The organism is Pseudomonas sp. RIT288 (assembly GCF_000631985.1).
Taxonomy (GTDB): domain Bacteria; phylum Pseudomonadota; class Gammaproteobacteria; order Pseudomonadales; family Pseudomonadaceae; genus Aquipseudomonas.
This window is the reverse complement of sequence record NZ_JFYN01000004.1, coordinates 60,322-75,961: the sequence shown is the minus strand read 5'-3', so window position 1 is coordinate 75,961 and position 15,640 is coordinate 60,322. Positions and strand designations below refer to the sequence as shown.

The 15,640-nt window shown below is 59.4% G+C and carries 15 protein-coding genes; 2 read left to right on the top strand and 13 right to left on the bottom strand.

Annotated elements, in window-relative coordinates; genetic code table 11:
* Positions 1-183 precede the first annotated feature (183 nt).
* From BW33_RS05855 to gspG, 8 genes are all read right to left on the bottom strand, one after another.
* Positions 184-1,296, bottom strand: coding sequence for a substrate-binding domain-containing protein (locus BW33_RS05855; protein WP_047597702.1), 1,113 nt, complete (start codon positions 1,294-1,296; stop codon positions 184-186).
* Positions 1,297-1,769: 473 nt separating this feature from the next.
* Positions 1,770-2,981, bottom strand: a complete 1,212-nt coding sequence (gene gspF / locus BW33_RS05850; protein WP_003225634.1) for a type II secretion system inner membrane protein GspF — start codon at positions 2,979-2,981, stop codon at positions 1,770-1,772.
* Positions 2,981-4,387 carry a type II secretion system ATPase GspE gene (gene gspE / locus BW33_RS05845; protein ID WP_047597701.1) on the bottom strand — a complete coding sequence of 469 codons (1,407 nt, stop codon included), beginning with the start codon at positions 4,385-4,387 and terminating at the stop codon, positions 2,981-2,983. The genes gspF and gspE overlap by 1 nt, the downstream gene beginning before the upstream one ends.
* A gap of 304 nt (positions 4,388-4,691) precedes the next feature.
* Positions 4,692-7,073 (bottom strand): type II secretion system secretin GspD, encoded by a 2,382-nt coding sequence (gspD, locus tag BW33_RS05840; RefSeq protein WP_047597700.1) that lies wholly within the window; start codon positions 7,071-7,073, stop codon positions 4,692-4,694.
* Complete coding sequence (gspM, locus tag BW33_RS05835) at positions 7,070-7,618, bottom strand: type II secretion system protein GspM (RefSeq protein ID WP_047597699.1); 549 nt, start codon at positions 7,616-7,618, stop codon at positions 7,070-7,072. The genes gspD and gspM overlap by 4 nt, the downstream gene beginning before the upstream one ends.
* Positions 7,611-8,795 (bottom strand): type II secretion system protein GspL, encoded by a 1,185-nt coding sequence (gene gspL / locus BW33_RS05830; protein WP_047597698.1) that lies wholly within the window; start codon positions 8,793-8,795, stop codon positions 7,611-7,613. The genes gspM and gspL overlap by 8 nt, the downstream gene beginning before the upstream one ends.
* Positions 8,792-9,745 carry a type II secretion system minor pseudopilin GspK gene (gene gspK / locus BW33_RS05825; protein ID WP_047597696.1) on the bottom strand — a complete coding sequence of 318 codons (954 nt, stop codon included), beginning with the start codon at positions 9,743-9,745 and terminating at the stop codon, positions 8,792-8,794. Before gspK ends, gspL begins: the two co-directional genes overlap by 4 nt.
* 8 nt (positions 9,746-9,753) lie before the next feature.
* Positions 9,754-10,212: a type II secretion system major pseudopilin GspG gene (gspG, locus tag BW33_RS05820; protein WP_047597695.1), complete on the bottom strand. Its 459-nt coding sequence runs from the start codon at positions 10,210-10,212 to the stop codon at positions 9,754-9,756.
* Positions 10,213-10,360: 148 nt separating this feature from the next.
* Here gspG and gspI point away from each other — a divergent pair, with 148 nt between their 5' ends.
* On the top strand, positions 10,361-10,735 hold the full coding sequence (gspI, locus tag BW33_RS05815; protein ID WP_047597694.1) for a type II secretion system minor pseudopilin GspI: 375 nt from the start codon (positions 10,361-10,363) through the stop codon (positions 10,733-10,735).
* A 244-nt stretch (positions 10,736-10,979) separates the two neighbouring features.
* On the opposite strand, the gene BW33_RS05810 is transcribed toward gspI, so the two are convergent.
* The gene (locus BW33_RS05810; RefSeq protein ID WP_047597692.1) at positions 10,980-11,339 is read right to left on the bottom strand and encodes a DUF6124 family protein; all 360 of its coding nucleotides are present in this window, start codon (positions 11,337-11,339) and stop codon (positions 10,980-10,982) included.
* A 571-nt stretch (positions 11,340-11,910) separates the two neighbouring features.
* Between BW33_RS05810 and BW33_RS30070 the strand changes: the two genes are divergently transcribed.
* Positions 11,911-13,170 (top strand): HNH endonuclease, encoded by a 1,260-nt coding sequence (locus tag BW33_RS30070; RefSeq protein ID WP_201771623.1) that lies wholly within the window; start codon positions 11,911-11,913, stop codon positions 13,168-13,170.
* Between the two features lie 103 nt (positions 13,171-13,273).
* Here the strand turns inward: BW33_RS30070 and BW33_RS29850 are convergent, their stop codons facing one another.
* From BW33_RS29850 to BW33_RS05790, 4 genes are all read right to left on the bottom strand, one after another.
* Positions 13,274-13,441, bottom strand: a complete 168-nt coding sequence (locus BW33_RS29850; protein WP_160168813.1) for a hypothetical protein — start codon at positions 13,439-13,441, stop codon at positions 13,274-13,276.
* A gap of 84 nt (positions 13,442-13,525) precedes the next feature.
* The gene (locus tag BW33_RS05800) at positions 13,526-13,855 is read right to left on the bottom strand and encodes a hypothetical protein (protein WP_236645198.1); all 330 of its coding nucleotides are present in this window, start codon (positions 13,853-13,855) and stop codon (positions 13,526-13,528) included.
* Between the two features lie 171 nt (positions 13,856-14,026).
* Entirely contained in the window at positions 14,027-14,413 is a 387-nt protein-coding gene (locus BW33_RS05795; protein ID WP_045122058.1) for a hypothetical protein, read from the bottom strand.
* Positions 14,410-15,558, bottom strand: coding sequence for a hypothetical protein (locus BW33_RS05790; RefSeq protein ID WP_047597688.1), 1,149 nt, complete (start codon positions 15,556-15,558; stop codon positions 14,410-14,412). The genes BW33_RS05795 and BW33_RS05790 overlap by 4 nt, the downstream gene beginning before the upstream one ends.
* Between the last annotated feature and the right edge of the window lie 82 nt (positions 15,559-15,640).

Below are 15,640 nucleotides of genomic sequence, written 5' to 3'. Positions count from 1 at the left end.
GATCCTTTTTTGATTGCCACATATGGCCGCAGGCGCGCAAAAACCTGCTGTTACGACATAGGCCGTTGGCGAAGGGCGCGACCGAACGGATGTCACACAAACTTCATGTTCGGCGTGTATTCGAGCCAAAAAAAATGACGGCAACCCAAAGGTTGCCGTCATCAGTGTTACGACCGCGCGAGCTTACAAAGGACGACCGATAGCGTTGCAGACGCTGGCGTTGTTGATGTCCAGGTTGTTGCCCGAAGAGTTGGTGACGAAGTTGGCGGTCACAGCGGTTTTCCAGGCGTTAGGCACAGCGACGAATTTGTGAGCCTGCGTCGCGGTGTTGTTGCCCGGGTTGCTGTAGTGGGTGGTCAGGAAGGCTTTGACGGCCGCGGCCACGTTTGCATCCTTGTAGCACTGACCGAAAATGAAGTTGGTGTAGGCAGCCAGTTTGTAACCCGAAGCCGGGTTAGCCACCACTGGCGACCAGTTGGCAGGGTTTGCAGCCTGGGCTGGCGTCGAAGGAGCCGACACCGACGACAGTGCCAGCGTGACGTTGAGCGAAGTTGGCTGAACACCGTTGACGCGAGCAACAACAGCGTTGCTGGTAGCGTCGACACCGTCCGGACCGACGTAACCGATCGAGCCGTCAACCGCGTTCACGGTAGTGGCGACATCAGAAGTGTTGGCGACGCCGACCCAGTTCGACGGCAGTGCCGAACCGGCTGGCAGACGCGCGTTGGTGAAGGTGGAGCTGGTGGCGAACTGAGTCGGGCAGACCGAGTTCAAGTGACGGCTGAGGATTTCCGAAGTGCCGCTGGAGACGTTGCGGTAAACAACGCGAATCGGCGTGGTGTCGGACGTGCCGAGCAGCTGGCCCCAAGTGGTTTTGGCACCGGAGAACGCATCGCACAGCTGAGCGCTGGTCAGGTTCAGCGCGGTCTGGCCGGCTTTTTTGTACGGGATGGCAACCGAAGTGGCCACCGAAGGCAGTTGAATCAGCGGGCCGTACGAAGCGCCGTAAGTGGTGTTGTAGGTGCTGATTTCCGCAGCGCTGAGGATCGAGTCGCTACCGGCGAAGTGCACGGTGCCGGTGGTGCTGAAGCCGGCCGGGTTGTTGGTCAGGAAAGCGGTCTTGCCGGCCCCGCTACCCACGGCGGCGTAGCTGAAGCTGGCTGGCAGGATGCTGTCGGCCGAACCTTTGTACAGAGCGGCTGGCAGAGTGGCGCCACCACCGGTAACGGCCATGGCTTGAGCGGAAGCCAGGGCGGCGACGGTCAGGGAAGCGGCGATCAGAGTGCGCTTGAACATGAAGAATCTCCTTTTCAACGATGGTTGTGAACACAGGTTTTCAGGGGTCTTGCATGACGCTGGAAAGACTCACCGCTGACCTTCGCAAGCGGGGTCTGTGGTTAAGTCGCACTGAGAAATTCGCAGCTTCCAGTGACAGATAAAGGAAAAAACCTCGGGAGCTGCGCGGTGTTTTTCAGGGGATTTTCTCGGGTGTATGCGGGGGATTTCGAGGGCTCTGGATCGTGGGTTTGGCTGAAACTGGCTGCAGCCGTTGCGGGGTGGTTGCAGATGACAGAAAGGAGAACCCGAGGATGGGGGAAACCTGACTCGGGTGATGCTGAAGCCTTGGAAAAAAGTCTGAATTTTTTGTTGTCCGGACCGGCCCCTTCGCGAGCAGGCTCGCTCCCACATTTGAAATGCGTTCCCCCTGTGGGAGCGAGCCTGCTCGCGAATGGGCAAGCCCAGACACCATCAAAACACCAGACACACCACTACTGGACCAGTTGGTTGATCTCAATGATCGGCAACAACACCGCCATCACAATCACCAGCACCACCCCGCCCATCACTACAATCATCAGCGGCTCGAGCAACGCGGTCATGCCCATCGCCCGCCGTTCGATATCGCGGGACAGCGTTTGCGCCGCACGCTCAAGCATCGGCGGCAGTGCGCCGGTTTTCTCGCCGCTGGCGATCAGGTGAATCAGCACCGGCGGAAACACGTTCTCCACCCGCAACGCCGCCGCGAGGTTCACCCCTTCGCGAACCTTGGCCGTGGCGTCGCTGACACTCAGGCTGAGTCGATCATTCGATAATGTCTGCCGCGCCGCCTCCAGCGCGCGCAACAACGGCACCCCGGCACCGCCGAGAATCGCCAGGGTCGAGGCGAATCGTGCGGTGTTCAGGCCCAAGACGAAACGCCCGATCAGCGGCAATTTCAGCACCCGATGATGCCAACTCAACCGCGCCGCCGGATTGCGCAGATACAGGCGCCAGCTCCAGAAAGCGCCGGCGATCAGCGCCGCACACAACCAGCCCCACGCCCGAATGAAATCACTGGCGGTGAGCATCGCCAAGGTCAGCCCCGGCAAGTCCTGCCGCGCTTGGGAAAAGGCGCTGACCACCTGCGGCACCACGTAACTGAGCAGGAAAATCACAATGCCGATCGATACCAGCCCGACCACACCCGGATAGATGAAAGCGGTGAGGATCTTGCCGCGCAGGTTGTTGCGCTCCTCGATGTAATCCGCCAGCCGCTCCATGACCTGCGCCAGATCGCCAGACTCCTCCCCCGCAGCGATCAACGCGCGGTAGATCTCCGGAAAATCCCGTGGCCGTGCGGCCAATGACTCGGCCAGACGCATGCCGCTGCGCACATCGGCGCGCACCGCACTGAGGGTGTGAGCGATGTGTTTTTTTTCAGCCTGCTCCACCGTCGCGCTGAGTGCCGCTTCCAACGGCAGGCTGGCACCGAGCAGGCTCGCCAGTTGCCGGGTGGCCCAGGCCAGGTCGTTGTCCGACATGCGCGCACTGAACAGACCGCCGCCGCCATGCTGGGCGACGTTGCTTTCCTTGTGCACCGACAACGCGGTCAACCCACGGCTGCGCAACACGCCGAACGCAGCGCCCTGACTGTCCGCTTCCAGATGCCCGGACTCGATCTTGCCGGTGGCGTCGGCGGCTTCAAAACGATAGCGATTCATCAGGCGTCCCGGGTCACACGGAGGATTTCTTCAGGGGCGGTGGCACCGCTGCGAATCCAGCGCTCACCGTCCTCGCGCAGACTGAACATCCCGGCCTTGGCCGCCGCCGCACGCAAGGCCTGCTCCCCTGCCCCTTGATGAATCAGGGTGCGGATGTCGTCGTCGATGCAGAACAATTCGTGGATGCCGGTGCGGCCGCTGTAGCCGGTATGGTTGCATGCGGCGCAGCCCACCGGTCGCCAGGTGCCCGGGGCTGCCGGGTCTTCCTGTTTGCACTCCTTGCACAGCCGTCGCACCAGCCGCTGAGCCAACACCCCGAGCATCGACGAGGCCAGCAGAAACGGCTCGACACCCATGTCGATCAAGCGGTTGACCGCCGACACCGCGTCGTTGGTGTGCAGCGTCGCCAGCACCAGGTGACCGGTGAGCGAAGCCTGCACGGCGATTTGTGCGGTTTCCAGGTCGCGGATCTCGCCGATCATGATGATGTCCGGGTCCTGACGCAGAATCGCCCGCAATGCCAGGGCGAAGGTCATGTCGATCTTGGCGTTGACCTGAATCTGGCTGATCCCCGGCAGGTCGTATTCCACCGGGTCTTCGACGGTGAGGATGTTGCTGGTGCTGGCATCCAGTCGCGCCAGCGCCGCATAGAGGCTGGTGGTTTTGCCGCTGCCGGTGGGGCCGGTGACCAGTACGATGCCGTGGGGCTGGCGGATCAGGTGATCGAGTTTGGCCAGCACCTGCGCGTCCATGCCGAGGGTTTCCAGGTGCAGGCGCCCGGCCTGCTTGTCGAGCAAACGCATCACCACCCGCTCGCCATGCCCGGTGGGGACCGTTGAAACGCGAATGTCGATCGGTCGCCCGGCCACGCGCAGCGCGATACGACCGTCCTGCGGCAGGCGTTTTTCGGCGATGTCGAGTTGGGCCATGATCTTGATCCGCGACACCAGCGCACCGTGCAACGCCTTGCGCGGCGAGACCACGTCGCGCAGGGTGCCGTCGACCCGGTAGCGCACCACCGAATGGGTTTCGAACGGTTCGATATGAATGTCGCTGGCCTCATCGCGTGCAGCCTGGGTCAGCAAGGCGTTGATCATGCGGATCACCGGCGCGCCGTCCTGAGTGTCGAGCAGGTCGGTGATTTCCGGCATGTCCTGCATCAGCCGGTCGAGATCGACTTCGTTTTCTGCTGCGCCAACCACAGCGGCGGCGCTGCCGGTGTCGGCGTAGGCCGTGGCGAGCAGACCATCGAGTTCGTCATCGCGCACGCGCTTGAGCGACGTTTCACCGAACTGCCGCCGCACCTCGCTGATCGACCAGCCTGGCGTCGATGGGCACACGGTCAGCACCCCGTCGCACAACAGAATGCGTTGGGCCTTGGCCCAGGCGTAGGGAAGTGAACTCATCGCATGCCATCCCCAATCCCTGTGGCAATGCGATCCCCTGTAGGAGCTGCCGCAGGCTGCGATCTTTTGCTTTTAAAGATCAAAAGATCGCAGCCTTCGGCAGCTCCTACAGGTCCAAGGTCGTCCGCCATTCCTGTGTTTCTTGTGGCGAGGGGATTTATCCCCGATGGGCTGCGCAGCAGCCCCGAAACCTGACATCCGAATACATCTGACTGACCGCGTGCATAGGTTTTGGGGCCGCTTCGCTGCCCATCGGGGACAAATCCCCTCACTACAGGGTTACTTCTCAGATTGAGGACTCTGTTCAAAAGCGTGTGCTCCCTTCAATCGGCACAGCCTTGATCGTCGCCCTCGGCCCCGTCCCCGGCACCACCGCCGGCACCCCCTGCGCCGCCGTCGGCAACTGCGGCGCCTGCATGTCCGGCATTGCCCAGCTGCGTTCCGGTTGCAACCCGCCCTGGGCGCGGCGCATGAAGTCGTAGCGGTTGAGGGTGATGCTGCGCCCCGCTTCGCTGTCGCGGATGATGTACGGGCGCAGGAACACCATCAGGTTGGTCTTGCTGATCGCCCGGCGTTCGTTGCGAAACAGCGCGCCGATCCCCGGCAAGGTGCCCAGCCACGGCACCGCTTCGTTGCTCTGGCTGTAACCGTCCTGCAGCAAGCCGCCGAGCACCATGATCTGGCCGTCGTCGAGCAGAATGCTGGTGTCGATCGCGCGCTTGTTGGTGACGATCCCCGCCGACGTCGCGCTGGCCGAAGCGCGTTCGTCGATGCTGCTGACTTCCTGATAGATATCGAGCTTGACCGTGCCGCCCTCGGAAATCTGCGGCCGCACATTCAGCTTCAACCCCACCTCTTCCCGGGTCACGGTCTGGAACGGGTTGTTGCTCGTGCCCCCACCGCCAGTAACGTAGCTGCCGCTGACAAACGGAATGGTCTGGCCGACAAAAATACTCGCCGCTTCGTTGTCGAGGGTCAGCAGGTTCGGCGTCGACAGCACGTTGGTGCCGCCCTTGCTCTTCAGCGCCCGGGCCAGCACTTTCAGGTCGAGAATCTTGCCGATGCCGGGGATATCGACGGTGCCGTTGACGTAGCCGAGGTTCAAACCCTGCGGCAGCACATCGAGACTGGTCTTGCCGTTGAGGTTGATCCCCGATCCGCCGAGGTTGGCCCCGCCGATCACACCTTTACCGCCGAGATTGCCGGTCTGCCACTGCACGCCGAATTCGCTGGCATCGTCCTCGCCGACCTCGACGATCAGGCTCTCGATCACCACTTGCGCACGGCGCTGGTCGAGCAGATCGATGACCTCGCGCAGGTTGCGATACAACGGCTCCGGCGCGGAAATCAGCAAGGTGTTGGTGGTCGCATCAGCTTGAATCGTCACCCCGCCGGCGCTGAACGCAACGTTCTGCTCACTGGCCTGACTACCGCCGCTGCCGGTCGAACTGCTGCCCTGCGCATAACTGCCGCCGGTGCTGCCAGTGCTCGACGTGGTCGAGGTGTTGCCACTGGTTTGCGTGCCACTCTGCGCACTCGATCCGCCATTGTTGTTGCCATTGCTGCCCATGGCACTGAGCACCGAGCGCGCACTGTCGCTGGTGCCGCTTTCACTCTCGCCGGTGAGCAAACCGCGCAAGGCTTGCGCCAGTTTCGCCGCTTGCGCGTTACGCAAATAAACCACGTGCAGGTTGCTTGGATTGCTCTGCGCGTTGTCGAGTTTGTAGATCAGATTGCGCGCCAGCTCGGTGCGCTCGGGGCTGCCGGCGCGGATGATGATGGTGTTGGAACGCGGGTCGCCGATCACCGCGATTTTCTGCGTCGGGTCGTTGCCCGGCGCGTCGAGCAGATCCGCAACCATCGGCGCGATGTCGGCGGCGATGCCGTTCTGGATCTGCACTACGTCGGTGTCGATCGCGCTCGGGGTGTCGATGGTCTGGATCAACTGGGCGACGCGCGTGAGGTTCTCGGCGTAATCGGTGACGACGATGGTGTTATTGCCGGGGTAGGCATTGATCGGGTTGTTCGGCGAGACGATCGGGCGCAGCACCGGAATCAGGTTCACCGCGTTCTCGTATTGCAGGCGAAAGGTGCGGGTGAGCATGCCGTTCCCAGCCGGTTTGTCCGGGCTGTAGATCGGCCCGCCGAGCAGTTTCGCATCGGCTTCCGGCACCACCTGGGCGACGCCGCCGACATCGACCACGCTGAAACCCTGCATGCGCAACGCCGCCAGCAACATGTCGTAGGCCTGCCGCGCCGGCACCTGACCTTCCGAGACCAGCGTCAGACTGCCCTTGACCCGAGGGTCGACCAGAAACTGCTGGCCGGTGGAACGCGACAACGCGCGCACCACCGCTTGAATATCGGCATCAACAAAATTCAGCGTCACCGGTTGATCGCCCAGCGGATTGCTCGGCAGTGTGCTGCCACGTGGGGCGCCGCCACCGCGTGCGCGTTCGGTAATGTTGTGCATCTGCCGTGGTTGCGGCGCGGTTTGTGCCTGGGCGCGTTGACGATCGAGCAGCGCATCACCGCTGCGCTGGGTGTTGGCCAATGGACGGCCGAGTTCGCTGTCCACCAGCAACGGCGGCTGGTTCGGCGGCGTGGTGGTGTTGCTGCACGCGCTCAACGCCATCAGCAGCATCGGCAACGCCATGCGCGCCGGTTTGGATCCTGACCCCTTCATGAAGCTTCCTTAGCGCCCAGCGCCTGATCCATGCGAACGGTGCCTGACAATGTGCCGGCAGTGACTTCGGTCGAAGCGTTGTCGGCGCGTTGCAGACGGGCCTCGACCACTTGCAGAGAAAGTTGTGCCGGATTGCTCAGCAGCCAGTCGAGCACTGCATCGGCCGGCGCCGCGTCGAACGTCAATTGCCATGCGCCGGCCTCCCCGGCCTGCAATTGATAGTGTCCGGCCAAACCGCTGGCTTGCAGCGTCTGTTCAAGCGACTGCGCGAGACTTTGCCCTTGCGGACGTACGCTGACCTCGCGCAGCAGCACTTCAAGGGCTTCGGTCTGCGCGCGCAGCTTTGGCGTTTCGGCTTGCCAATAAGTGATTTTTTTCAGCGGTGGCTGAATCAATGCGACCCACACCAACAGCGCCAGCAGCACCGCCGCCATGCCGCCGACCATGCGTTTTTCGCGCAGGGCCAGCGCCTGCCAGCGCACCTGAAGCTGCGCGCTGACGCGCTGCCAACGGGCGCGGTACACCGCGAGCGATGCCTTATTCATCTTCTGCTCCGCTGTCGTCAGCGCTTTCGTCGGGAGTGGTGACTTCGTCGCTCGGGCGCAGCAGCCAGCCTTCATCGTCAGCCGTCGCACTGATCCCGAACTGGGCCAATGCGGCTTGCCAATCCTTGTCCTTGTCATTAGCGCCGCGCCGGGCGTCGGCCAGCAGACTCAACTGCAAGGTGCCGTCGACAAACGTCAGGCGCTCGACCGTGCCGGCCATGAACGGCATGCCACTGCCGGCCTGCAACACCAGCCGATTGAACGGCTGCGCCGGATCCTCCGCCGCGCCCTTCTGCCGCGCCGCCAATTGCTGACGCGCCTGCTGCAGCGGATTGAGGATCACCGGCAACTCGGGAAAGGCCTGCTTCACCCGTTGCGCCATGTGCGCCTTGAGCTGCTGGCCCTGACTGGCTTCGCGGGCGGCATACAGGTTCAAACCGATGACCCACACCGCCACCGCCAATGCACAAAGCCCCAGCGCCCGGCCCCAACCGCGATGCTCGGTGCGCTGCTGTTGCACCGCGCCCTGCAGGCCCCAACCGGGCAATGGCCCGGTCCAGCGCTGCGCCTCGGCCATCGGCAATTCTGCTTCCGCCGGCGCTGCCGAACCGATCCAGTGCAGCGGCGTGCCACAGCTCAGCAGCCAATCGCCAATCTCGTCGTCGAACAGCGGCTGCACCCGCGCCACCTGCACGCTTTCGCGCAGCAACAAATGGCCGTCCTGCCGACAAGCCACCGTGCCCGGCAGCACCGGCAAGCGGTACGCCGCCGGGTATAAACCACGCAGATTCAGACCGGCCTGCTTCAGCAATTGCCCCAGATGCTGCAAACGCTGACGCGGCGCCCAGGCGATCTGCACCTGCCCCGCTTCATCCCGCGAACTGTGAGCGATGTGCATGTCGTTGCTGTCGCCGAGCATCAAGGCCTGCGCCGCGCATTGCACCGCCGCTGCGGTCTTGTTCGCCGGCAATGGCGGCAGATCGATGCTCGCCAGCAGGCTGTCGGCCGGGTGCAGAAAAATGTTGAGCGCTGGCTGCTTCGCTAACTGCCCCAGTTGGCTAAAGGTCTGGCGCTGCTCACGAATGACCTGCCCCTGCCGATCCAGCCACGCGCAGTCCAATTCACTGTCGAGACTCAACTGCGCCAGTGGCGGCAAACTCACACGCAACTGACTCATACGCCCACCCGCGACCAGATCACCTGCGGCAGACGATCCTCGCTGCGGTGCAGCAAAGCATCGAGGCTGACCCGCCGCTGATCCCGCCGCGCCTCGCCGCGCAGGCGAAACCAGTCACTGGTGATGCCGACCTTGACGCTGGTCAGCTCCAGATTCGGCATACGCAAGCGGTTGACGAAATCGCCACGGTTGATGAACCAGCGCCCGGCGTCACGCTCATTGATCAGCGCCTGCGCGCGCTCCAGTGACAACCCCGGCACATAAGCGGCCAGCACCGGCGCGGTGGCGGTATTGCCATTGAGCCAAGTGGTCGCCGGAATCACCGTCAGGTACGGCGCCAGTTTGCCGATGACCGCGTCATTCACGCCCTCGACGCTGCGCAGATCCTCGACACTGCGCAGCATCGGCAACTTCGGACTCTGCGGTTTACGCGAAGCATTCGGCGAAGTGGCGCGGCCACTGTCAAAGGCGTTTTTGCTCGCGGTGTTTTCGACAATCTGCGGGTTCAACAGGTACGGATAAGAGCCGATCACCCGCTGACTGATGCGCTGACTCAACCCCGCGCTGACGCCAATCAACTCGCACAGCCGCTGAAACGCCTGCACCTGCGCCTCATCAACACGCTCGTTGGCCACCAGATTGCGCAGGTTGAACTTGCCCTGCTCATCCTCCAGCCGCCCCTCGAAACCCTGCGCATTCAAGCGCTGCGCCCACGGCTGATCGAGCCGGGTCAACGGATCGCGCTGCCGCGCATCCCAGAGCAATTGCCGGCTGATCTCCAGACCACCGTGCAACACCCACCGCCCCTGCACCCGCTGCTGATCCGCCTCCAGCGCACGGGTCGAAACGCTCTGCCGGGTCAACATCCCCGCCGCAATCACCGCGACCACGGCCGCGATCAACAGCGCACTGATGATCGCCATCCCCTGCTGGTTCGATTGGCTGTTCATCACCGGCCTTACAGCTGCCAGGAACCGATATCGGCATTCACGCCGTCGCCGTCAGGCTGACCGTCGGCACCGAGGGAAAAGATATCGATCTCGCCATTCGCGCCGGGGTTGAGGTACTGATAAGGACGACCCCACGGGTCATTCGGCAAACGCTCCAGATACGAACGCCAGTTGCTGTTCTTCGCATCCGCCGGCCGCTCCACCAGCACTTTCAAACCCTGAGTCATGCTCGGATAAGTGCCGTGATCGAGGCGATACAACTTCAGCGCCTGCATCAAACCGCCAATATCCTGCTTCGCCGCCGTGGCCCGCGCCTGATCCGGCCGGTCCAGTACCTTTGGCACCACCATCGCCGCCAGAATCCCGAGAATCACCACCACCACCATGATCTCGATCAGGGTAAAACCCTGCTGCCCATGGGGCATCCGGCTCGGTCGTCCGGGCTGTTTGAACTGCGCGATATCCATCTCGACATTCCCTTGGCTTGATTCGATTCGACGCGCAGTGTTGCAAGAAGATATGTCAGGGATGTTGAAAATCCTCGGGAGTTTTCGTCGTCAAGCCGTCAAGGACGCGGGTTAGGGTCGAGGGCTGTATTTCGGTTTTGGGCCATTTATGCCTACGCGCTCCCGAGAAAACGGATTCACCCTGATTGAAGTGCTGGTGGCGCTGGCGATCATTGCCGTGGCGATGTCGGCGGCCGTGCGCGTGGCGGGGTTGATGACGCAGAGCAGTGGGGTTTTGCGGGATCGGTCGATTGCGATGATTGCTGCGCAGACACGCATGGCGGAGCTGCAACTGGAAGGTCGATTGCCGACCGGTGTGAAAGCCGTTGATTGTGATCAGGGACGCCTGCTATTGCGCTGCGAACAAGCCATCGCCACAGCCGAAAACGGCCGATTGCTCAAGGTCGGCATCCAGGTCTTCAACCGCAACCAGGACGCCCCGCCCCTGGCCCGCCTGGAAACCCTACTGAATCGCCCCCTGTAGGAGCTGCCGAAGGCTCGGGCCGCGATCGGACGATCTTTTGTTCTTGTTTTTTAAAATCAAAATCAAAAGATCGTCCGATCGCGGCCGAGCCTCCGGCAGCCCCTACACAAACATCTCAGGCAACAAAACAACGCATGCCCCACACGATATCCGCAATCAGCCTGAAACCCTGTGGGAGCGAGCCTGCTCGCGAAGGCGCCAGAATGAACACCCAATCAATCACCAAGTGTCCCCGACACCTACATCACCCCGGCAACTGCAAATTATCCAAAGCCCGATTCACCGCCAACTCCCCGAGCATAATCAACTGCGCAATCCCCGCCAGCGCGTGCCGCTGCGACACCGGCAACAAACTGGCAATGTTCTGCGCGAGGGTTTTGGCCGAAGCGAGTGTTTCACTGGCATCCACCAGCAGTTCTTCGGTTTTGTTGTCCGCCGTCACGGCATACATCCCACGGATTTTACGCGGCGGCGGCGTGGAACCGGGCGGACAGAGGTAATGATCGAGGGCGCGGTCGGCGGCTTCGTGGAGTTTTTTGGAATCGATGGATTCGTAGGGGGAAACCGAGGCGGTTTCGGGCGGGTTGGGTGTTGGTTTGATCATGAGTGAATCTCCAAATCTTAGAAAAGGAGCCATCATCTTTCGCTACCAAACGAAGGGGTGGTGGCCATACGAAGGTTGGTAGACCGGTGACTTGGAAAACCGGCGCGCCCGAAGACGCCCTGCGCATGGCCACCATAAATACACAGCCCCAAAAGGGCCTGCATCGGGTGACGCAATGCGCCAAGTCCAAGCCGGGCTACCAAACCCGATCGCTGATTCGTCAGCGACCGAACCACAATAGAACCCGCTCCCAAGGCGCACAAGCCGGCGGATTCTGGCGTAGCTGTAGGCAAAGGCGCAAGGATATGTAGCCTGAGAGAGTGTCTGGAGATGTTTTTTTAAACGTTGGCGTTTATCGGAGCCTCACTCAGTCACCTCGTCCTTCAATAAACCACCCCCAGGCTCGAACTACGACGTGGACAACAGTTCGGTTATTCGAGCAACTACGTCGCCTTCAAATCGCCAACCATCGCATGGACAAATGACTTACTGGATGCTGCACCGGTAAACTTGCATCTGTTTGAAAAATTCCTGCATCACTTCTGAACCTAAAATTGAATGGAGTCAGCATTTGGCTTATTACGTCTTCAACATCGGCTTACCCGCCACTTCCGAGTGGTGGGCACAAAATCTGGACCGAAAGGTCATTACGGCCGGCTACAAAGGCCAGTCAGGTGATCGTGGAGACATAATCCTAAATCAGCTTATTCCGGGCGACTGGGTCATCGCCTATGTCAACGGTCATGGGTATGTGGGTGCAGGGATAGTCCTCGGTTATGAAACATACCGATTGCACCTCCAACTTCCGAGTGGTTCCTTGTCGGACCATCGGCACGAACGTGCAGTTGACTGGCGATATTTTGTTGAGGATATAAGTCATGCAGTCAACATCGATGAGGCTAATCGGCAGCAGCCCCGACAAACCAAAGAGAGCATTGATTCAGAAAAACATGCCGAAAGGATGATTGGTGAAATCCAGGCACGCTCAGGGGACAGAAAAGGCAGGCATGGCAGGCTGCGGTGGGAGCTTGTCAGAGAAGCAGTATTTGACCTTGGGCGTGCTGTATCCGTGGCCGAGGTAAGGGCGCTGATCGCAATGCGAGATCCACAGTTCAATTCAGAAAATATCAGGCCCGATCTGGAGAAAATGTCAGTCAATAGCGATATCAGGGCCCATTATCAAGGCGTGAAAAAAGGACGCAGAAGTGATTCTGGGCATGCTGCCGACAGGCTATTCAAAACGTTCTCCTTCTCCGAGACAAAGGTTCGGTACGAACCCTATATTCCTGAGGTTCATGGGGTTTGGATACTGGAATACGACTTTGCAGGCAATGGCAAGGTATACCAGGCGCCGCAAACATTGATTGCACATGCTGCGACATTAGCTCGTCGAGAAGTCGACGCGATTGAGATGGCACCGATCGATAGCGAATTAGATGGTCGGAAGCGAGTATTGATGCAGGTTGCCATGCGGCAAGGGCAGTTTAATTTCCGTTCGTTGATGCTGGTCGCGTACGAAGAGAAATGCGCAGTCACGGGATGTTCTACGGTTGATGTGCTTGAAGCCGCACACATCATTCCATATCGCGGCATCCATACAAACCGAACTGATAATGGACTGCTTCTGAGGTCGGACATCCACACATTGTTCGATATGGGGCGTCTTTGGATTGACCCAAAAACGATGGCTGTTCGTCTCGCCAGCGATATGAAAAACACTGATTATTGGCAATATGAAGGAGTTAAAATTTCTCTGCCAAAATCTAGAAATGACTGGCCGAATCCTAAGCATCTGACCAAGCACATTGAAGACTCAAGCCCTGCAAAGTAGAGAAGACAACAAAAGAAAACAAAGGGGTTGATTTATTTTCTGGGAATAGATCAGTCCCTTTCCCTTCAAAGCAGGCGTCCAAACACTGGAAATTACTCCCCATTCAGCTAATTGAATGATAATAGGGCAGACTTATTTCTCTCTCACTAGCCTCGACAGCATTGAAAAATAAATCCGTCCCGTTTTCGTACACGCCTATCCAAAGAACAATCCCCACCAGACCAATCATCGCCATGAAAAGAAGTACTGTATCAACAACATTCAAACTCATTCGCCCGCCTAATAAATCTTCCCACTGACCCTGTACCTGTTGCACCTACAAGTGTTCAAACAAGGGAAAAAACCTGATGCCAGGTTATTTGAGAACTCCTGATTTACCCAAAGCAACAAGTAAAACCATCGCAAAAAGCAGCACTATAGCGCTCCATTGCATCCATACAAGTTTCTGCCTGAGTGAGGCCGGAAAGCTTGCTACATCCTCGATGTTAAGCGTGCCGCGCCTGATGTAGAAATTCGCATACGTAACGAGACCAGAGGCGCCACCTACCAAAAGCAATCTGCCCCACGCACCACCGTGCTTCAACGCAGCTAACCTAGTGCCGGCAGAGCTGTTTTTGAGGTGTTCAAGGATCACGTCCGTCTTGATGTGCGCAATGTGGAGCGCAATCCCGATCCAGATGAGCATTGAGATAATCACTAGGCCACACAACCCCCCGACTCCTAGTTCAGCGGTATTCATATAGTGACCTCATAAAATCCTTCCGCCAGTCGGCTCACCTGACACCCGTCTGTTTAAACATCAGCACTTATCGAGACTTCACTGTGCCTACGGCGCGACCCGCGCAGTTCAGAGGCGCTAAACGAAACCTGATTTAACAGCTATTCCGAAGCTGATCATGACCAACAACAGGCAAATAACGCTCCATTGCAGCACTACTAACTTACGCTTGAGATGGGGTGGGAAACTGGCCAAATCTTCGGAGCTTAGCTCGCCCCTTTTCAAGTAAAACCTGGGGAATGTGACGATGCCCGATATACCACCCACGAGCAGAAGCTTTCCCCAAGGTCCACCGTGTCGAAGTGGAGCGCGCGTCATGATGGCTGAGCAATTCTTTAGGTGCTCCAACATCAAATCCATCTTCGTATAGGCCAGGTGCAAACAGACTCCTATCCAAAGAATAAGCCCTGCCAGATCAACGACGGCAATGGATAGAAGTACCTTATCAACGACGTTCAAACTCATTTACTTGCCTCATAGATCTTCTGACCGGCCCACTCGCCTGTAGCCCCACCAAGGGCCCCACCAGCGTATGAACCTGCAGCTACGACGATGACGCCACATGCCAAGGTTGCCATGCCACCTGTAGGCACACCTAAGCCGACACAGATAATCCCCGCCGTGGAGCCGGTCAAAAACGCACCGGTAGCAGCACCGCCGGCCACTCCTCCGACGAAGTTACCACCCTCGGTATATTTGATCTTTTCACAGGCGTCTTTGTTACCTGCCGCACAGACTTCTTGAACCTTCATATAAGACGCCCCGCCCCCTACGGCTGTACCAATCCAGCCGCCGTACTTAACAACCTTGGCGGCTCTGGCGACACCTTCCGTATGAGTGGCGTAGCCAGGAATCTGCCCCGGAGCCCCCGCCAGACTCCAGTGATGCACCAGACTTTTGCTGGATATGCCGAGGGCTGATTTCAGGCTCGGATGATCAGGGAAGCCGATGCCCTTTCTGGTTAAACCGGTGAGCTGTCTATCAAGCTTGGCAAACAAACGCGCACGTTCAGCAAAGAACTCTGAGCTACGCAAGTGACCGTCACGCTGAAAACTTTTCTGGTGCAACGCTTCGATTTCCTTCAGCGAAGTTTTCACGTCCTCCAGGTTCTTGGCGAAAATCGATTCCCCCACACCGATTGATGTTGAACCTTGCGAAAGAATGGATTCAATCTCGCTCCGATAGCGAACCATGAAGCTCGCCTCTTCATCGCTCATGGGTTTGAGTGCCGCATCCACCTTCTGAGCCGCTTCCATGAGCAACGCTTCTTCACGCGTGCACTGCGGATTGTTCGGATCACTCAACACGATAAGTTGACCGGGCTTGGCATATCCGGTGACGTGAGGGTTGAGGCGCGTGAATTTCTCAAGCGTTGCCCCATCCGGCTTATCGAACAGTGCAGCTTCTAGCGCAGAGCGTGGCATGACTTGCTGAACGATGTAGAAACCGGGTTCAGCTGGCGCCTTCGCAGCAGCCGGTTTCTCCGCCGGAGCCTCGGGGTATTCCGCCCAGTATTTGGCGTGCAGGTCGGTCGGTTCTACGCCGCGATAGACCTTTTTTCTTGGCGGGTTAGGTAGTGCGGGCTTTGGTACATTTCCATATTCACTCATGCATCATCCTTGTCATTTCGGGAATCCTGACTTGAGGTTCTGACAGCCGAACGCTATCGGAAAGCCCAAGTGCTGGCTGTAG